This is a genomic window from Vibrio sp. 2-Bac 85, assembly GCF_037546705.1.
Lineage (GTDB): Bacteria > Pseudomonadota > Gammaproteobacteria > Enterobacterales > Psychromonadaceae > Psychromonas.
On the sequence record NZ_JALAAB010000006.1, the window covers coordinates 71,813 to 90,129 of the forward strand.

At 37.5% G+C, this 18,317-nt stretch carries 11 protein-coding genes; 4 read left to right on the forward strand and 7 right to left on the reverse strand.

Annotation, left to right across the window (positions count from 1 at the left end; translation table 11 throughout):
* Positions 1–355: 355 nt before the first annotated feature.
* Complete coding sequence (locus MT390_RS08450; RefSeq protein WP_499440629.1) at positions 356–667, reverse strand: hypothetical protein; 312 nt, start codon at positions 665–667, stop codon at positions 356–358.
* Positions 668–1,314: 647 nt separating this feature from the next.
* On the opposite strand from MT390_RS08450, the gene MT390_RS08455 reads away from it, so the two are divergent.
* A complete protein-coding gene (locus MT390_RS08455; protein ID WP_166372246.1) occupies positions 1,315–2,070 on the forward strand; it encodes a PEP-CTERM sorting domain-containing protein in 756 nt (251 codons plus the stop codon).
* A 982-nt stretch (positions 2,071–3,052) separates the two neighbouring features.
* Here the strand turns inward: MT390_RS08455 and MT390_RS08460 are convergent.
* Entirely contained in the window at positions 3,053–3,568 is a 516-nt protein-coding gene (locus tag MT390_RS08460; RefSeq protein WP_499440631.1) for a hypothetical protein, read from the reverse strand.
* Between the two features lie 937 nt (positions 3,569–4,505).
* On the opposite strand from MT390_RS08460, the gene MT390_RS08465 reads away from it, so the two are divergent.
* The 3 genes from MT390_RS08465 to MT390_RS08475 all read left to right on the forward strand — a co-directional run bounded on the left by MT390_RS08465 (position 4,506) and on the right by MT390_RS08475 (position 8,065).
* Positions 4,506–5,303 (forward strand): PEP-CTERM/exosortase system-associated acyltransferase, encoded by a 798-nt coding sequence (locus MT390_RS08465; RefSeq protein WP_499440633.1) that lies wholly within the window; start codon positions 4,506–4,508, stop codon positions 5,301–5,303.
* Between the two features lie 11 nt (positions 5,304–5,314).
* Positions 5,315–7,291 carry a ThiF family adenylyltransferase gene (locus tag MT390_RS08470; protein WP_499440634.1) on the forward strand — a complete coding sequence of 659 codons (1,977 nt, stop codon included), beginning with the start codon at positions 5,315–5,317 and terminating at the stop codon, positions 7,289–7,291.
* A 318-nt stretch (positions 7,292–7,609) separates the two neighbouring features.
* The gene (locus MT390_RS08475; protein WP_499440636.1) at positions 7,610–8,065 is read left to right on the forward strand and encodes a MerR family transcriptional regulator; all 456 of its coding nucleotides are present in this window, start codon (positions 7,610–7,612) and stop codon (positions 8,063–8,065) included.
* 254 nt (positions 8,066–8,319) lie between these two features.
* Here the strand turns inward: MT390_RS08475 and MT390_RS08480 are convergent, their stop codons facing one another.
* The 5 genes from MT390_RS08480 to purL all read right to left on the reverse strand — a co-directional run bounded on the left by MT390_RS08480 (position 8,320) and on the right by purL (position 18,314).
* Positions 8,320–8,505 (reverse strand): DUF1289 domain-containing protein, encoded by a 186-nt coding sequence (locus MT390_RS08480; RefSeq protein ID WP_499440638.1) that lies wholly within the window; start codon positions 8,503–8,505, stop codon positions 8,320–8,322.
* Positions 8,506–8,550: 45 nt separating this feature from the next.
* Positions 8,551–8,991 carry a hypothetical protein gene (locus MT390_RS08485; protein WP_499440639.1) on the reverse strand — a complete coding sequence of 147 codons (441 nt, stop codon included), beginning with the start codon at positions 8,989–8,991 and terminating at the stop codon, positions 8,551–8,553.
* A 614-nt stretch (positions 8,992–9,605) separates the two neighbouring features.
* Positions 9,606–11,084: a cardiolipin synthase gene (gene cls / locus MT390_RS08490; protein ID WP_166372239.1), complete on the reverse strand. Its 1,479-nt coding sequence runs from the start codon at positions 11,082–11,084 to the stop codon at positions 9,606–9,608.
* Between the two features lie 441 nt (positions 11,085–11,525).
* Entirely contained in the window at positions 11,526–14,285 is a 2,760-nt protein-coding gene (locus MT390_RS08495; protein WP_499440641.1) for a sensor domain-containing protein, read from the reverse strand.
* A gap of 132 nt (positions 14,286–14,417) precedes the next feature.
* Positions 14,418–18,314 (reverse strand): phosphoribosylformylglycinamidine synthase, encoded by a 3,897-nt coding sequence (gene purL / locus MT390_RS08500; RefSeq protein ID WP_499440643.1) that lies wholly within the window; start codon positions 18,312–18,314, stop codon positions 14,418–14,420.
* Positions 18,315–18,317: the final 3 nt, after the last annotated feature.

Below are 18,317 nucleotides of genomic sequence, written 5' to 3' on the forward strand. Positions count from 1 at the left end.
AGCGCTGCGCTACACAGAGGTCACGAAGGGTTAATCGTAAAAGATAAATAACCTTGAAAAAATTAAACCTAATGAATATTCATAATTTCAATTTGGATATGATAAATAAACGACAAACCAAAAAAAGAATTAACTACGAAGCACTGCGCTACACAGAGGTCACGAAGGGTTATTAGTAAAACGCAAGTTACTTTTTAAAGAGGTTACTTTTTAAAGAGGTTACCTTTTAAATAAGTTACTTTTTAAATATGATTAAACGTTATTTTCAGATACCTTGCTTTCAATGGCTAAAAAGTAAAAGGTCAAAGGTCAAAGGTCAAAGCAAAAACCAAGATTCCCCGTCATCCTCCTAAAACTATTTAACTCTCATCAAGCTATGCAAACTGTTTTCCAATTCTATTTTAATCGCTTGAGAGCGTTGCATATTATTCACATCATTAATTATTTCAGGCTGATACCCCTGCTTTTCCATCCATTGCATTGGCTTATCAAAACTATCCTCACTGACCACAAAAGTATCGTTAAATAAATTACTCTTTTGTCCTGTTTTTTGCTGAATACTAACGATCCAAACTCGATCTTGAAACTGCTGTGTCTGAGAACAAAGCAGAGTAAATTTTTGCCAGTTTATCGATAACAACGCAGCCATTTTATTGAATAGATTCATTAATATTATTTACCTGTTAGGAATGCACATTAGATAACTGATGATCCGATGCAGTACCGGCGAGATCCGCTAAAAAAAACTTATTAAGGTCACGTAAAATCTCGCTATTGCATTATTACTTTAATATTAAAGATTTTAACATTAAAAATAGATCCCAAGAAGCACAGCGAGATATACAGAGGTAATAGAGTGTATCCGCAAGTAACACTTGGGATTGTCGAAATGCGTCATAACAAGCTATCTCAGAGCCTTTAAAACAGTATGGACAAAGGTAGTTTGAATGTGAATTCAGGGTAAAATTAGTGGTTGTTCTGAACCATCATTTCCGAGCTAAACGAGTATTAATTACTTCTTATTACCATAATGCTTAAGTTGACGTAATAGATGTATCAGAAGTAAAACCAAAAGAAGAGAAAAAACTATTTAAAAAATCACTTTATTTATTAAGGCTAGTATTTTGTCGATATATTTTACATGTTTTTTATTTAAGCTATTTTTGGGGATTTTATAACACTTTCAAAATCTCTTTTTTTTAACAATTGCTTGATATAAATATGCTTTATTTAGTTGGAATATTTTATGCTTATTATTTAATCGAAATAGCAATTAAGCTTTTTTATTAATAGAAATCAACATAAGGATATAAAATGAAATCTATAATTTATGCAATAAGCGGAGCAATGATTTTATCGGCAAGCTCAGCTCATGCCACATTTATTGGTGCAGCTAATGGCAATCTATATGATTATAATATTTCCACTAACAGCTCTACTTTAATTGGTAATACAGGGATTATGTTTGATATCGCACTAAGTACTTCAAACATATTATATGGTGTAACAAGTGGTAGCCAACTTTATTCTATCGACCAAACTACAGCCGCTAGGACTTTAATCGGAAATACTGGTGCAAGTGTAAATGGTTTAACATTCGCCAGTAATGGAATATTGTATGGCAGTGGTGGTAATGGTTTATATTCAATCGATACAACTACCGGTAATGCCTCTTTAATAGGCACAGGATCATATAATTCATCTGGTGATATTTCTTTTGATGATTTAGGCAACCTTTACCTATCATCTACAACTGGTGGAAACGGCGACAGTCTTTGGTCATTGAATACGGCAGATGGTAGTGGGACATTGATTGGTTCAACTGGTTACTCTTCAGTTTATGGTTTGAATTACTTTAATAATACTTTGTATGGTTTTACTTACTCCGGTGCAACGCTTTCTCTGGATACAACCACTGGGACAGGTACCTTTGTGTCTCAAAACAATATTAACACTAATGGCGCAGATGGTGGTGGTGCAGTGGTTAATGTACCTGAACCAGCATCAATACTTTTATTTGGATTAAGTTTAGTTGGTTTGAGCTTTTATCGTAAAAAACCAAAAGTTTAATATTTATTTGAATAAAACATCACATAATTAAAGTTATTTTTAACTGTGTGGTGTCCGCCTACTGCATTTCTTTATCCCCTGAAAAAAGTTTACGAATGTTCATCTCCTATCGATAAGAACTAATCACGGGGAAAACAAGAAAAACAGCAGCCAAGTGTTTAAAATCCCCAAATAATACACATTTGAACATAAACCGTGAATTATGCCCACGCTAACGATTAACTATCGCAAATTATATTTTTATTAAGGAATTTTTAAGAAAGGTTAATGAGCTTGTCGTCGTAACTGGTTTTTACTAGCTATCCAGCATTTACCTGCGTGCTCTGCAAATGAAGCTATCTCCTCTAAAGAGCCGACAGCACCTTGATAGCCTTTACCAAATCGACTGGCTAACGTTAACCAAGTGGCTTCATCAAGCCCAATCTTGCTGAGTAATTTAGAATGAAGGCCAGCGCACCTAACTTATCTTCTCGTAAGATACGTCCGCTCCAATAAACTAACTCTAGGTAATCTAATAATGAAAAAGCAATGCCTTGAGCACTATCACTTTTATCACATTCATATGCAACATCACCAGTGAAACCAAATAAAGGCTTTTTATTATAAAGTATGTTGATGGATTATCTTGTGGCTGAGCTATACCAAGTTTTTTGCAGGGGATCTTCTCGATGTGGAATACGGTAGATAAATGACAATCCTAAAAGAAAATTAACCACGAAGCGCTCCGCTACAGAGAGGGCACGAAGAATTATGTGTAGAGATGTTCTTTTAAATATACTAAAAATCATTGCTTGTCTAAAAACATGGTTTTTAGTGCAATGAAAGATTATAAAAAAGAAGGTAAAACGTTATTTTTAGAGCAATCCTACAACTTCAACGCCGCGTTAAGCGGACAAAAATCATGAGTTATAATGTGTAGCGAATAGAAACGTAACCCACTGTTTTAGTTCCGTTTAACACCCTTACCATGCATTTATTACTTTTACTTTTTTGAATAGATTTCTTTTGTCCAGTTTTGAACATGTGGGATAATATTATTTATAAATGATAATTCTTTAGATTCCGAAAATGAAGCTAATACAGTTGATAATGCATATTCATATTGATTTGAAATATCCATTATTATTTCTACTGTCCACTCACCACTTTTTGGAATTTTTTTATTTTTAAACCACTCAGTTTCGTGTTTCCACCAATTTGCGGCAGCATTAATTATCCAAATAGAAGATACCCCTGACGAATGTGTTGTACCTAGAGCATAAGCTTCTTTCTTATCTGGGCTGATTCCAATAAGCGACTCACTCAAATGTTGCTGGATAGCAACGAATCCAATTCCAATAAAATACTCTCCTCGGTCAAATAAACCATCGGATTCAGGATCAATAGATTTAGAAATACAATCGCTAATTTCGGATAATTTGAGATCTATAATTTGCAAAAACTCACATAACGGACCAAGAGCAAGATCATAAACTTTATTCTGAGAACCTATCAACAAGTGAAATACTCCGCTTTAGTGTATAACATCGTAATTAAGCAGAACTATACCGTATTTCCGGTGGATAAACAGAACGCGCTTATTTATTTAAGTTTGATATCAGAGTAACAAGCTGAACAAACTAATCAACAAGTTAAAAATAAAACTGAAATCTTGGTCATGTAGATAGACAGAATAATCCCATATTTATGGCGGAAATGCAGAACCACATGGATTATGTGAAAAATAGATTATAGTTTTGCCATGCAGAATAAAATAAGTAGTTAACATTGCCCATCATGGACGAATAACCCCACCGTTAAGTTTTCCCAAATAATTAATCGCTTTTAGTAAAGCCAAACAGAATGTTTGGGTTAGGCTCGTTTGGCACATGGATGTGCCGTAAGAGCCGGTGCGTTATAAAAGCCATTTATTATTTGGGTTTGAAAACGATTCAGCGTCAGTTCTTTTGACTTTTCTGGGTGCTGGTTTCTTTTCTGATAAAAGAAAGACGTGTCGCCGACAGGGCGAAACCACTGAAAATAAATATCAAGCTTGCTCGATGAGCACAGACGAACCTAACTCAAAGCCAACCCATCCTAAGCATTAGCTTCAATAAAAAGCATAAAAACATTGCCCAATGTGAACGGACAATCTCACCGTTGAGTTTTCCAAAATCATCAATGGCTTTTAGTAAAGCCAAACAGAATGTTTGGGTTAGGCTCGTTTGGCACATGGATGTGCCGTAAGAGCAGACGGGTTAATAAAACAAAATCGAGACATTTATTTTTAAATGCGTGTGACATAGTGACTAAAATCGTAAAGCTTTAAATTTGAGGCTATTTCCTTAATATTTACTGACACGTATCAATTAAGTATCAATAAAAACAAGGTGAAACAATTTATAACTGCTATATTCGATGATACATAATATAACCTTTGAAATTGCTAACGAACAATGACTCAATATTCAATTGCGGAAAACTTTAATCAATTTTTCAAAATACGATTTGCTGATACAAAAGAACTCAGACAAGAAGCATTCAAAATCAGATACGGTGTCTATAGTTCTGAATTAGGCTGGGAACCCGAAAATGAGCAAGAAATGGAATCGGATGAATGCGACGACTACGCATATCATTGCTTATTAGAACATAGACGCACAGGCGTCTTTGCAGGGTGTATCCGCTTAATAATCCCTCCAACCGATGTTCCTAACAAACAATTACCTTTTGAGGCGAATTGTCTACACAGCGCAAGAAAAGAAGTGTTTGATACCAGTACTTTACCCCGCGGTAGTTTTGGTGAAATATCACGCTTAGCTGTGCTTGCTTCGTTTAGACGTCGTGAAAAAGAAAAAAATGTACCTTATGTACTTAATAACATCAATCCAGAAACCATCTATTCAGAAGAAGAACGTCGCAACTTTCCTAATATCGCGATGGGGTTGTACTTAGGCGGCATTGCATTAGCAAGTTTATGTCAACACCAGGGCATGGTGGTGATGATGGAGCCAAGGCTGAATAGACGCTTGAAGCGTTTTGGACTACCTTTCCAACAAATTGGTGATGAAACCGATTATCATGGCCAACGCGCCATGTTTTATTTAGCGGCAAATGATTTTCATAAAGATCTCACTGAACAACTTGAAGCTTTATATGCCATTATTTATAAAGAAATGGCCGAGCAAATAGCACTAAAACAATATAATAACGAACCCTTTCAAATTCCAAGTACCGATGTAACTGATAGATAGAGAGCCCTATAATGAGCGATGCTTTTAGCTATGACCTTGCCTTTTCTCGAAATCTTGGCTGGTTTACTGAAGATGAACAAGCAATTCTAAAAACCAAAAGAATAGCTATAGCTGGAATGGGTGGAGTGGGTGGTTCACATTTACTCACCTTAGTTCGCGTAGGTATTTCAAAATTTAACCTGTCTGATTTTGATGAATTTGCTTGTGAAAACACCAATCGACAAGCCGGTGCAAATACTAACACTTACGATAGAAAAAAATTAGATGTTATGGTCGAAATGGCCAAATCTATTAACCCTAACGTTGAGATTAACGTATTTCCTGAAGGCATTAATCACGACAATACTGATGCATTTTTAGAAGGTGTTGATTGCTACGTTGACTCATTAGACTTTTTTGCCATCGAAGCCAGAAAACATGTTTTTAAGCTATGTGCTGAAAAAGGTATTCCCGCTACGACTGCCGCCCCGATAGGTATGGGTACCGCCTATTTAAACTTTCTTCCCGGAAAAATGACTTTTGAAGAGTATTTTCGTTTAGAAGGTTACACTGAAAATGAACAATACTTACGCTTTTTCCTCGGTTTAACACCCGCAGCATTACAACAAGCTTATTTAGTCGACCCAACGCGATTAGATCTTGGTAACAAAAAAGGCCCTTCTACCATGATGGGTTGCCAATTAGCATCAGGTGTTGCCGGCACTCAAGTTGTTAAAATATTACTTAATCGCGGCAAAGTACTTAATGTACCTTGGGGATTACATTTTGACGCCTATACCAATCGTTTCAAAAAAACGTGGCGTCCCGGTGGAAACAATAACATTATTCAACGTATCGCATTTGCTATTGGCAAAAAGAAATTACTTAGCAAGCTGCCAACAACTCCACAGCAAGAACCAGTAGAACTAACGCCTATAGAAAAAATTCTCGATTATGCACGTTGGGCGCCAAGTGGCGATAATATGCAAACATGGCAGTTTGAAATTATCGACGACACATCCTTTGTTATTCATGGCACCGATACCAGAGAACATTGTGTTTACGACCTAGACGGCCACTCAAGCCATTTAGCACATGGAATATTACTTGAAACTATTGCTATTGCAGCTACCCAATTTGGTTTCACCCTTCAAACGACTAACGACTTTAGTGATGACAAACACATTAAAATGACAGTTAATCTGACAGCAGATGACATTGTGAATGACAGTGAGAATGACAAAGTGAGTAGCAGTGACTTATTTCCATTTATAAAAATTAGAGCTGTTCAACGTAGGGCGATGGGCACAAGAGCGCTAACCAGTAGCGAAAAAACAGAATTAGAAAGTGCCTTGCCAGCAGGATATAGCCTAACGTGGTTTGAATCCTTTGATGACCGCTTGAAATTAGCAAAACTTAATTTTTGCAATGCCAAAACGCGCTTAACCATGAAAGAGGCCTTTTATACCCACAGAGACATTATTGATTGGCATAAACAGTTTAGTGAAACTAAAATCCCAGAAAAAGCACTTGGTGTAGACTGGGCAACAGCTAGACTAATGCAATGGTTATTTAAAAGCTGGGATCGCATTGAGTTTATGAATAAATATTTTGCCGGAACGCTTTTACCTCGCATCCAATTAGATTTTATTCCTAGTTTAAAAAGTTGTGCTCACTTTGCCATACAAACCGAAAACCAAACTAAATCCGTTGAAGACTATGTTGCAGCAGGACGAGCGCTACAACGTTTTTGGTTAACAACAGCAAAACTCGGTCTTGGCTTTCAACCCGAACAAACACCTGTAATTTTTTCTAAATATTTAAGACAAGATATTAAATTTACAGAAAATGAAGCGGTCGTGCTTAATGCAGAAAAAGGCCGAGCTATGTTTGAAGCTTTAGTACCTAATACTGAGAACACCTTATTTTTAGGTCGATTAGGAAGAGGTCAATTACCTACGTCTCGTTCAATAAGAAAACCTTTAAAAGATTTAATGCTAAAACCATAGGTCTTTTCTTCGGTATTACTCCCGAACGACAATACTTTTATTAGCACAACTAGTCTGACACAGGGGCCTGCATTCATGGATGTTTGAAGTAGGCTCATTTGGCACAAGGATGTGTCGTAAGATCTGCCGCGATATCAAAGCGAATAAACATCAAACGGGCAGAATGAGCCAAAAAATCAGACTAAAGCCCCCCCTAAAACATCAATGCTCAAATGCAATGATAAAATGCCGGCGTTCAATATCGATTATTTTTTGCTTTTATTTAAAAACTCTGCTTGACTCTGTACCTAGGTACAGAGTGTAGGATAGGAGCTATCGATGAATGAGAATAAACCAATTACTATTGGCGTGCTGGCTAAAGCTGCAAATGTTGGCGTAGAAACAATTCGTTTTTATCAACGTAAAGCCATTATTGAGCAACCACCAAAAATCAATGGATTTCGTCATTATTCTAATGAGGATATTCGCTCGATTCGTTTGGTGAAAAAGCTTCAAGGTGTTGGCTTCTCCTTAGATGAAATTAAGGAGTTTCTCATTTTCGATCATTGTTGTAGTAAATCACGATCAGTCGTTAAGCATAAATCGTTAACAAAAATTGAAGAAATTAAAACACAGATTTCTGAATTACAGGCAACGGTTAAAGCATTAGAAGTATTTTCAAATGCTTGTGGTTCAAGCAAGAGCGCAGAGACTGGTTGTCATTTACTAGATTGTTTTGAAAATCATTGGCAGTGCTGTAGTACTGACAACGATCCTAACCTAACTGGAGAGTAAGCATGAGTGAAGTATGTAAATGTTGTGAAGACAAAAAAAACCCGAGCTGTTGTTGTAATACAGATAGCTGTAAGTGTGCAGAAAGTTGTGCTTGTGGTGACTGCTGCACTAATTCAGATTGCTGCTAAACCCTTTAGCACCTGAATAAGAACTGCCTATCTATTATAGTTCGCTCTTTACTGAGCCTGAGATAGGCAGCTTTTTAACAAACAAGCTCAAAGCTTGATGAGTACAATTTTTCTTTTCATTGCAGCTCAGTTCATTTCAACTTTTATTTTTAGCATTCTCTTTTTAAGCTCTTTTTGAAGAATAGTGATGTTATATGGCGTCATTGATTTCCATTTTTGACACTCATTTTTCGTTCTGCCACATCCCGAACACCACCCTTTACTACCTGAAAAATCACACTGTTCAATACAAGGGCTTTTTCTTTTCTTCATTTCTGATATCTCGTTTTATAGCGCTTTTACACTCAAAAAAACGCTTTATTCAATTTTAAGCAACACTTGATTGATGCTTTCTTCTAATAGACGAAGACGATTAAACTCTTCAAATAAACGTTGTTCTAGATTTTTAAAATTAAGGGGCAATGTGCGTTGGCAAATACCATAGCTACTTTCGAGCTTTTTATACCCATTCCAACTTTTTATACGCTTCTCTTCCAGAGCCATAAATTGATCAATGAATTCAACCTGAGAAGGACAATCTTCTTCCACATGCATGCAGATAGGAAAGGACTTTTGCTTAATCTGCGGCCCTTCTATAAAGGTTTCAAAGTGAATACCACCTTGGTTTTGGTTAAACCAATTATGTTTGGAGAGTTGCATGTAATTGCCACGATTATAAATTTCCCAGCCATCATCAAACCAACTCGCTTTCTGGAGCATTTTTTCGAGATTACGGAATACACTTTTTACATCTTTCATTAAATTTATTCTCATCCATTGCGACGTAAACTTGCACAAGTTCTACTTTGCTAATAAGAGTACCAGAAATTTAGCAAGTAAATAAGCAAGCTGAAAAAGAGGTCGTGTATTGTCATTATCATCGAACACTCTTAATTAATGAGCAATATTAAATACCAAAACTGACAGGTTAAGGTACTCAAATGCGATAATAAAACCCCACCGTTGGGCTTTCTAAAATCATCAAATTGACTGGAAGAGCACAGACGAACTCACTCTAAGCAGTAACTCTAGCTTCAATAAAAAGTATAAAAACATTGCCTAATGTGGACGAACAACCCCACCGTTGAGTTTTCCCAAATCATCAATGGCTTTTAGCAAAGCCAAACAGGATGTTTGGGTTAGGCTCGTTTGGCACATGGATGTGCCGTAAGAGCCGATGCGTTATAAAAGCCATTTATTATTTGGATCAGAAAACGATCCGGTGTCAGTTTCTTTGCCTTTTCTAGGCACTGGTTTCTTTTCCGGTAAAAAAGACGTGTCGCCGACAGGGCGAAAGCACTATAAATAAGTACTAACCAGACTAGACGAGCGCAGACGAGTGTTAAAGCAATAAACTAAAGTCTATACTCAAGCTACAACAACGGGCTAAATAAGTAGATAATGCTTTCTAATAAACGTTTGAAAAAAGATCGTTGCCGCCATTTCACCAAACTCACTTGCCTAGACGCTAACGTATAATGCATCTGTGCTGTTAACAACTCACCTGCAAACTTCGCATTATCAATCAACATCGTCATCTCAAAATTCAACCAGAAACTACGGCGATCTAAATTTACCGTACCAATTAAAGCAATTTTTTCATCAATCACAATACTCTTAGTATGCAATAAACCACCATAAAACTGATGAATCTCCACACCTGCACTTAGCAAGTCTTCAAAAAAAGCACGAGAGGCGTATTTCACCATCAGCGAATCATTTTTTGCCGGCAATATAATCTTCACATCGACACCACGCATTGCGGCTACCTGCAAAGCGGTTAATAAACTTTCATCGGGCACAAAATAAGGCGTGGTTAACACTAAACTGTATTTGGCTTCATAAATCGCCGTCAGTAATACTTGATGAATCCCTACTTTGCCAAACTCAGGTCCCGAGGGGATCAATTGAGAGTTTTCATCTCCTTCAATGCAAAATAGATCATTATTCGCAGGTGGTAGGTTAAGCACATGCTCTGTTTCTAAACACCAATCCCATACAAATAAGCCCTGCATATGTTGTACGATCGGGCCTTCACAACGCACCATCACATCGACCCACTCGCCAATGCCTTTATGTACATTAAAAAAAGCAGGGTCAACTAAATTCATACTGCCGGTATAGGCAATATGGTCATCGATACACACTAATTTTCGATGTAACCTTAGATCTTGTCTTTGAAATAATAAGCGCAACGCACCCACTGGCAGACCTTCAACCACTTCTACACCGGCTTTACGTAATTGAGCAGGTATTGCAGAGTTAAAAAAATCATGACTGCCTACTGAATCTAAGAGTAATTGGCATCTCACTCCTCTAGCAGCGGCGGCTTTTAATTCATTTAACAGTTGATTAATAAGCCCGCCTTCGTTGCAGATATAAAACATTAAATAACAATGTTTTTGTGAGGCTTTTATTTCTTTGATCAGTTCCAACAATATCTGATCCGTATCGGTGAGCAATGTGTGTTTATTGCCTTTAACCATCGGCATATTGGTATAGGACTCGACAAAGGCTTGCATTGAATGCGCATTGGCACTGATCTTATCTTTACTTTGCTTATGGGTGGTGGCTTGCTGTTGTATCCAGTTTAAAAACTCTCCTGCTAATAGCTTACGCTGCTTACTGCGCTTTGCACCTAGGGTTAACTCTCCAAAAATAAAATACCCCACCATTCCCACTAAAGGCAGTGCAAAAATAAGCAATAACCACGCTAATGACACACCAATTTGATTACGCGTTAATACCACTCGAAATGAGACAATAGTTAGCAGGCCAAAATAGAGTGTTGCGGAAAGTACAATATATATTTCACTCTCTAGCCACGTCATATGCGGTATAAAACGATCCATAAATTTCCCATTAAAATGATTACAACCTATCTATAGTATTTACTGGTTAACAATATAGAAAGATCAAAAACAGTACAGCTTTATTCAATAAGCAATTGATGCCCAGTGATATACTCGTCAGCGCTTCATCTTTATACCTAGAATATTTTCACCTTGAGACAGGCTAATTTTTACATCTTGAGTGAAGAAGGATATGAATACGCTCAGAACATTAGCAATACTGCGAATAAAGCGAGCAGAGACAAGGAAAGTGAATAATAACAAATATTTTTCGACTCGATTATTTATTTTAAATAGCTTTCTTATAAATAATTTTCTTATAAGTAACTTTCTATAAGTAAACAATCGAGTCGATAAATTAAGAAGCAGAATAAAGACAATAATGGTGACCAAAACTAGTACTTAGTCGTTATTCTCTTCAATGTTGAATCTAGAATGCCTTTAATGGCGCTTATAACACCTCAAATAAAAAGTGGCTTCAGTCGCACTCATCGCTTCCTTTGGCTGATGGTTTTTCTCATTACCGAGTGTTTTATCACAAACAGCATTATCTTGAGACTGACTATCGATACAATCACCAACCACGTCAATACCTAATGAGTGAGCTAAAACAAACAGGGATTTTAACATTGCTTCACCTGCTAAATAACCAGGCACACCTTGAATGAAGTGTTTAGAAATTTTAAATTTTTCAATATTTAATTTATCGATCGAATATAAAACAGACCGCTCTGCACCAAAACCATCTACGGTTAATGAAATACCTAAACGACTTAAATTCAGTAAATTTTCTTGTAGCGTCGGTAAGGTACTACTAAATAAACTTTCATCAATTTCAAATTCAAACCATCTTGCCTCACAGCCCGTATCTAATAACACCTGTTGAATTGAGCCAATTAAAGTGACCTGTGACAGTTCTAACTTTGATATATTAATCGCAATACGACCAAAATTAATGCCTGACTGATGCCACTTTGCAGCTTGTTTTGCTGATTTAGTAAAAGTTCTCAAACCGAGCTCGATTAATAGGCCAGATTGCTCTGCTAACATTGTAAAACAGCTTGGAGATAACACCCCTTGCTTTGGGTGATTCCAGCGTAATAGAGATTCTACAGCCACTATTTGGCGTTTATTAAGGTCATACTGAGGTAAATAACAAATTTCGAATTGGTCTTCTTCAAAGCCTTTTTTCAACTCATTTTCTAATTCAAGCTGATGTGTAGAATGCACGGTTAACTCATTCGTATAGAAGTGATAAGTGCTACTTTGGTCTTTTTTACAACGTAACATGGCACTTTCTGCGTTAGAAAGGATCGAGTTTAGATCCATACCATCATCGGGAGAAATACTGATCCCAATAGATGAGGATAAATTAACCGGCATATCATCGATAATAAGATTTTCTGACAGTTGTTGATTATTTTTTTGTGCAATTAATGCCGCAACTTGCTCGTTGTCTAACTCTTCAATAACTAATACAAACTGGTCATCACTAATACGAGCAATGATATCTCGGTTAGAGACACACTGCTGTAAACGTTTAGCCACGGTTTTAAGCACCCAATCACCTTTGTTATGACCATAACGTTCATTAATCAGTCTAAAGTCTTTAATTTCAACAAACAAAACGGCAATAGAAGTTGATTTATGAGCAGAACGAGCAATCGCTGCCTCTAAGTGGTTAAACAAAGCAATTCGATTATGTAATCCGGTCAAAGAGTCATGTCGAGATAAATACTTTATTTTTTCTTCGTTATGTTTAGTTTTTGTAAGGTCAGTAAAAGAATAAACACGATTTTCTGCTTTTATCCCTTGTTGCTTAATTTGATACACTTCTAACCAAAAATAACTTAAGTCACCATTTTTGGTATGAAAAACAGCATTACCTTGCCATTTACCTTCTTTTTTCAATCCACGTTCAATATCAACAAACAAACGACGGTAATCTCTACCGTAGGCAAAACTACTGATTTTTTTATCCAATAACTCATGTTTGGAATAGCCAGATATTTTTACGCAGGCATCATTCACACTGTCAACAACACCAGTTCCATCTGTCACTAATATACAATCACGACTATTTTCAAAGACTAACATAGCGAGTTCAAGCTGTTTTTTTATTAAACTTTTTTCAGTGATATCTCGACCAATAGCAACTAAACCTTGTACCTTGCCATGTTTATCTTTAAGCGGTACTTTCTGCATATAGATGTAATGTTGCTCACCATTGTTATAGGTCAAATATTCGTTATTATTGTATGTTTCATCATTAGCAATTACTTGTGCATCTTGAGCTTGGCACATTCTTGCTTGATTTAATTCAAATAATTGGTCATCTTTTTTGCCCACAATATCAGCTTCAGAACAACCCACAAATATTTCAAATTGCTTATTACAACCAATAAAGCGGCTCTCTAAATCTTTAAAGAAAATAAGATCTGAAGATAGATCGGCTGTAGCCCGCAACATCACACGTTCTTTTTCGATTTCGTATTTAGCAGCATTCATGTCAGACACATCAAATAGCATACCTATTTGCAGCTCACTACCATCAGCGACTTCTTCGCGAATTAAAAATTCACGTTTAATACCAGTTACATCACGGATTTCACATTCAAGTAGATCGACTTGATGATCATTAAACATACTTAATTTAGATGGGCGAACCTTTTTCGCGAGACCGTTCGGTAAAACGCTTTCTAAGGTTTGATTGATCAAGTTTTCAGGCAACAAACCAAACACTTGAGAGAAGTAGGTATTGCAGGCAATAATCTTACCCTGCATATTTTTGTAATAGATTGGGATACTAATACAGTCTAATGCGGCTTCCACCTCTGCTGAGACTAATAGAGCCTTACTGGAATCGTCTTCCATATTTACTTCAGTAGACACTTCACTTTCAAGGCTAGTGTTAGCGGGACAAGTATTACCAAGGTAACTGTTATCAAGGTAACTGTTATCAAGGTAAGTACAATCTAAGTGAGTAAATTTTTCAGCAATACGGGCTTTCACTGCAGCGTTTATAGGTAGCTCAGAAATTAAATATTGGTAGTGATCTGCTGCAATGACCTGTTCCAAGTTATCAGTCGACAACAAATGAATAAGATCAAATTGCACTAAAGAAGAATTTAATGAAAGTAAGGTTTTAGCTAACTTTATATTAGCCCCTATATATAACACCTTATTTACCGTAATAGACAAGACTCACTCCTTTACTCTCATATTTATATTTTCATTTAAAATTAGCCGCAGACTAAATGTAAATGAAAATATAAAAAAGGGGATATCAGATCCCCTTTTATTTAACTATATTTATTTACTTTACTACGTTTATTAACCTAATTGCTTACGCACATTTCTAAACATACGCATCCAAGGGCTATCCTCTTTCCATTCATCAGGATGCCATGAATTAGCAACTGTTCTAAATACACGCTCAGGATGCGGCATCATGATAGTTACTCGACCATCTTTTGAGGTTAAACCTGTAATACCATTTGGCGAACCATTTGGATTAGCAGGGTAAGCTTCAGTATTGTTGCCGTAGTTATCGATAAAACGCAACGCCACAGAACCGCTTGCTTCAATCGCTGCAAGGTGAGCACTATCAGCAACTTCTACACGACCTTCGCCATGTGAAACAGCAATAGGCATATGTGAGCCAGCCATGTCATTTAAGAACAATGAATTAGACTTTTGCACTTCAACTAAACTAAAACGCGCTTCAAAACGTTCAGAGTTATTGCGAACAAAACGTGGCCATAAGTCTGAACCTGGAATTAATTCATTCAGGTTTGATAGCATTTGACAGCCATTACACACACCTAATGCAAATGAATTCTCACGCTCAAAGAAAGTTTGGAATTGGTTACGCGCTTGTTCATTAAACAAGATTGACTTAGCCCAACCTTCACCAGCGCCTAATACGTCACCGTAAGAGAAACCACCACAAGCGACTAAACCAGCAAAGTCTTTCAATTGCACATCACCTGATAAGACATCACTCATGTGAACATCAATTGCAGAGAAACCAGCACGATTAAAGGCTGCGGCCATCTCTTGTTGAGAGTTTACACCTTGTTCACGCAGAATAGCCATGCGCGGTTGAACACCTTTAGCAATATAAGGCGCAGCAACATCTTCATTAAGATCAAAAGTTAACTTAGTTGATAGGCCTGGATCTTTATCATCTAATTTAAGATCAAACTCTTGCTGTGCACATTCAGAATTATCACGTAACGATTGCATTTTAAGCGTTGTTTCAGCCCAAATACCACGGAACTCACTACGTTTTGCAGTTAATACTTCTTCACCATCACGAATAAATTCGATTTGGTCAGTTTCATTTAATGAACCAATCACTAATGAACTTGACGATAAACCGTGTCCAGCAAGTGTATTTAATACTGCTTCTTTGTCTTCACGTTTAACTTGGATAACCGCGCCTAACTCTTCAGAGTAAAGGGCAGCAAAGTCATCACTTCCCACTTGGTCAAGTTTAACAGTCACACCACAATGTCCAGCAAAGGCCATTTCAGTAATAGTAGAGAATAAACCGCCATCACTTCTATCGTGATAAGCCAGTAATTTTTGATCAGCAACTAAAGTTTGCACCGCATTAAAGAAGCCTCTTAATAATTCAGGGCTATCTAAATCAGGTGTAGTTTCACCTAATTGCTTATAAACTTGCGCAAGTGATGAACCACCTAAACGGTTTTTACCATTACCTAAGTCAATCAGAATTAAATCAGTTTCACCTTGGTCTGTACGCAACTGCGGTGTCACCGTATTACGGATATCACGCACAGCGCCAAATGCGGTAATAATTAAAGATAGCGGAGAAATAACTTCTTTATCACTGCCATCTTCTTGCTGCCAACGTGTTTTCATTGACATTGAATCTTTACCAACAGGGATAGTCAGTTCTAATTCAGGACATAACTCCTCACCTACGGCTTTAACTGCTTCATACAAACCAGCATCTTCGCCAGGATGACCCGTTGCTGACATCCAGTTAGCAGATAGTTTAATACGTTTGAAATCACCAATATCAGAACATGCGATATTAGTAATTGATTCAGCCACAGCCAAACGAGCAGAAGCACCAAAGTTAAGCAATGCAACAGGCGTACGTTCACCCAATGCCATCGACTCACCGAAGTACGTATCGTAACTTGCTGCTGTTACCGCACAATCGGCAACAGGCACTTGCCAAGGGCCAACCATTTGGTCACGTGCAACAAGACCGGTTACTGTTCTGTCACCAATCGTAATAAGGAAGGTTTTTTCAGCAATAGACGGTAAACGTAATAAACGCTCAGCTGCCCCTCTAACGGTTGCACCAGAAAGATCTAACTTCTTACCTGTTGCTGTTTGCGTTTTAACATCGCGATGCATTTTAGGTGCTTTACCTAATAATACTTCTAACGGCATATCGATCGGTTTGTTATCAAATTCAGGATCGTTAAGTGTTAAATGCATCTCTTCTGTTGCTTCACCGATCACTGCATATAGTGCACGTTCACGCTTACAGATAGCTTCAAAAGTGGCTAAGTTTTCAGGCTTAACGGCCATTACATAACGTTCTTGAGATTCATTACACCAGATTTCATGCGGTGCCATGCTTTTCTCATCATTTGGAATAGCACGCAAATCGAAAATACCACCGCGACCGCCATCATTCACAAGCTCAGGCATTGCATTTGATAAACCGCCCGCACCTACATCGTGAATAAATTGGATTGGGTTATCTTCACCCATCTGCCAACAACGGTCGATCACTTCTTGACAACGACGTTCCATTTCTGGGTTTTCACGCTGTACAGAAGCAAAGTCTAGATCTTCAGATGAAGCACCAGAGTCCATTGATGATGCAGCACCACCGCCTAGACCGATGTTCATTGCAGGGCCGCCTAATACGATTAACTTAGCGCCTACTGGAATTTCTTTTTTCTGAACATGTTCACGGCGAATATTACCTAACCCACCAGCTAACATGATTGGTTTGTGGTAACCACGGATTTCATTGCCGTTATGGCTTTCTACTTGCTCTTCATAAGTACGGAAGTAACCAAGAATATTAGGGCGACCAAATTCATTATTAAAGGCTGCGCCACCTAATGGAGCTTCTAGCATAATATCTAACGCAGAAACGATGCGGCTTGGTTTACCAAAGTCCGTTTCCCATGGTTGTTCAAAGCTTGGAATACGTAAATTAGAAACAGAGAAACCGACTAAACCAGCTTTAGGCTTAGAACCAATACCGGTTGCGCCTTCATCACGAATTTCACCACCAGAACCCGTTGCAGCACCAGGGAAAGGCGAAATAGCCGTTGGGTGGTTATGGGTTTCTACTTTCATCAAGATATCAATATCTTCATGGTGGTAACCAAATTCTCTGTCATCAACGCTTGGGAAGAAACGCCCTGCTTGATAACCTTCCATCACTGCCGCGTTATCTTTGTATGCTGATAATACATATTCAGGATGTAGTTCATGTGTATTTCGAATCATTTTAAACAATGATTTAGGCTGTTTTTGGCCATCAATTGTCCAATCCGCATTGAATATCTTATGACGACAATGCTCTGAGTTTGCCTGTGCAAACATCATTAATTCGATATCGTTAGGGTTACGACCTAACTTAATAAAGTTTTCAACTAAGTAATCTATTTCATCATCTGCTAGTGCTAAACCTAAACTCACATTGGCAGCTTCTAATGCGCTTCGGCCTTGGCCTATCACATCAACGCTTGTCATTTCACCCGCTTTACCGTGAACAAATAATGTCGCCGCATCATCCAATGACGTCAAAACTACTTCCATCATTCGATCATGTAACAATTCTGTTAATGCTTTGATTTGTTCTGGATTCAGTTCAGCACTGGTTTCAACATAATAAGCGATACCTCGCTCTAGGCGCTTCACTTTGGTTAAACCACAGTTTTTAGCAATGTCCGTTGCTTTTGAGGACCAAGGCGAAATGGTGCCAGGGCGTGGTGTCACAAAGAGTAGTATCCCTACAGGATCATGCTCTGCTATTTTCGGTCCGTAAGTTAATAGCTTTTTTAATACAGCTAACTCTTGGTCATTTAAAGAATCAGATAAATCTGCGGCATGCATAAATTCAGCATATAGGCCTGTCACAGGTAAATCTAACGCTTCACAGTTTTTCAACAACTGATTAACACGAAATGTCGATAAGGCAGGTGCCCCTCGCAAAATTTCCATAGG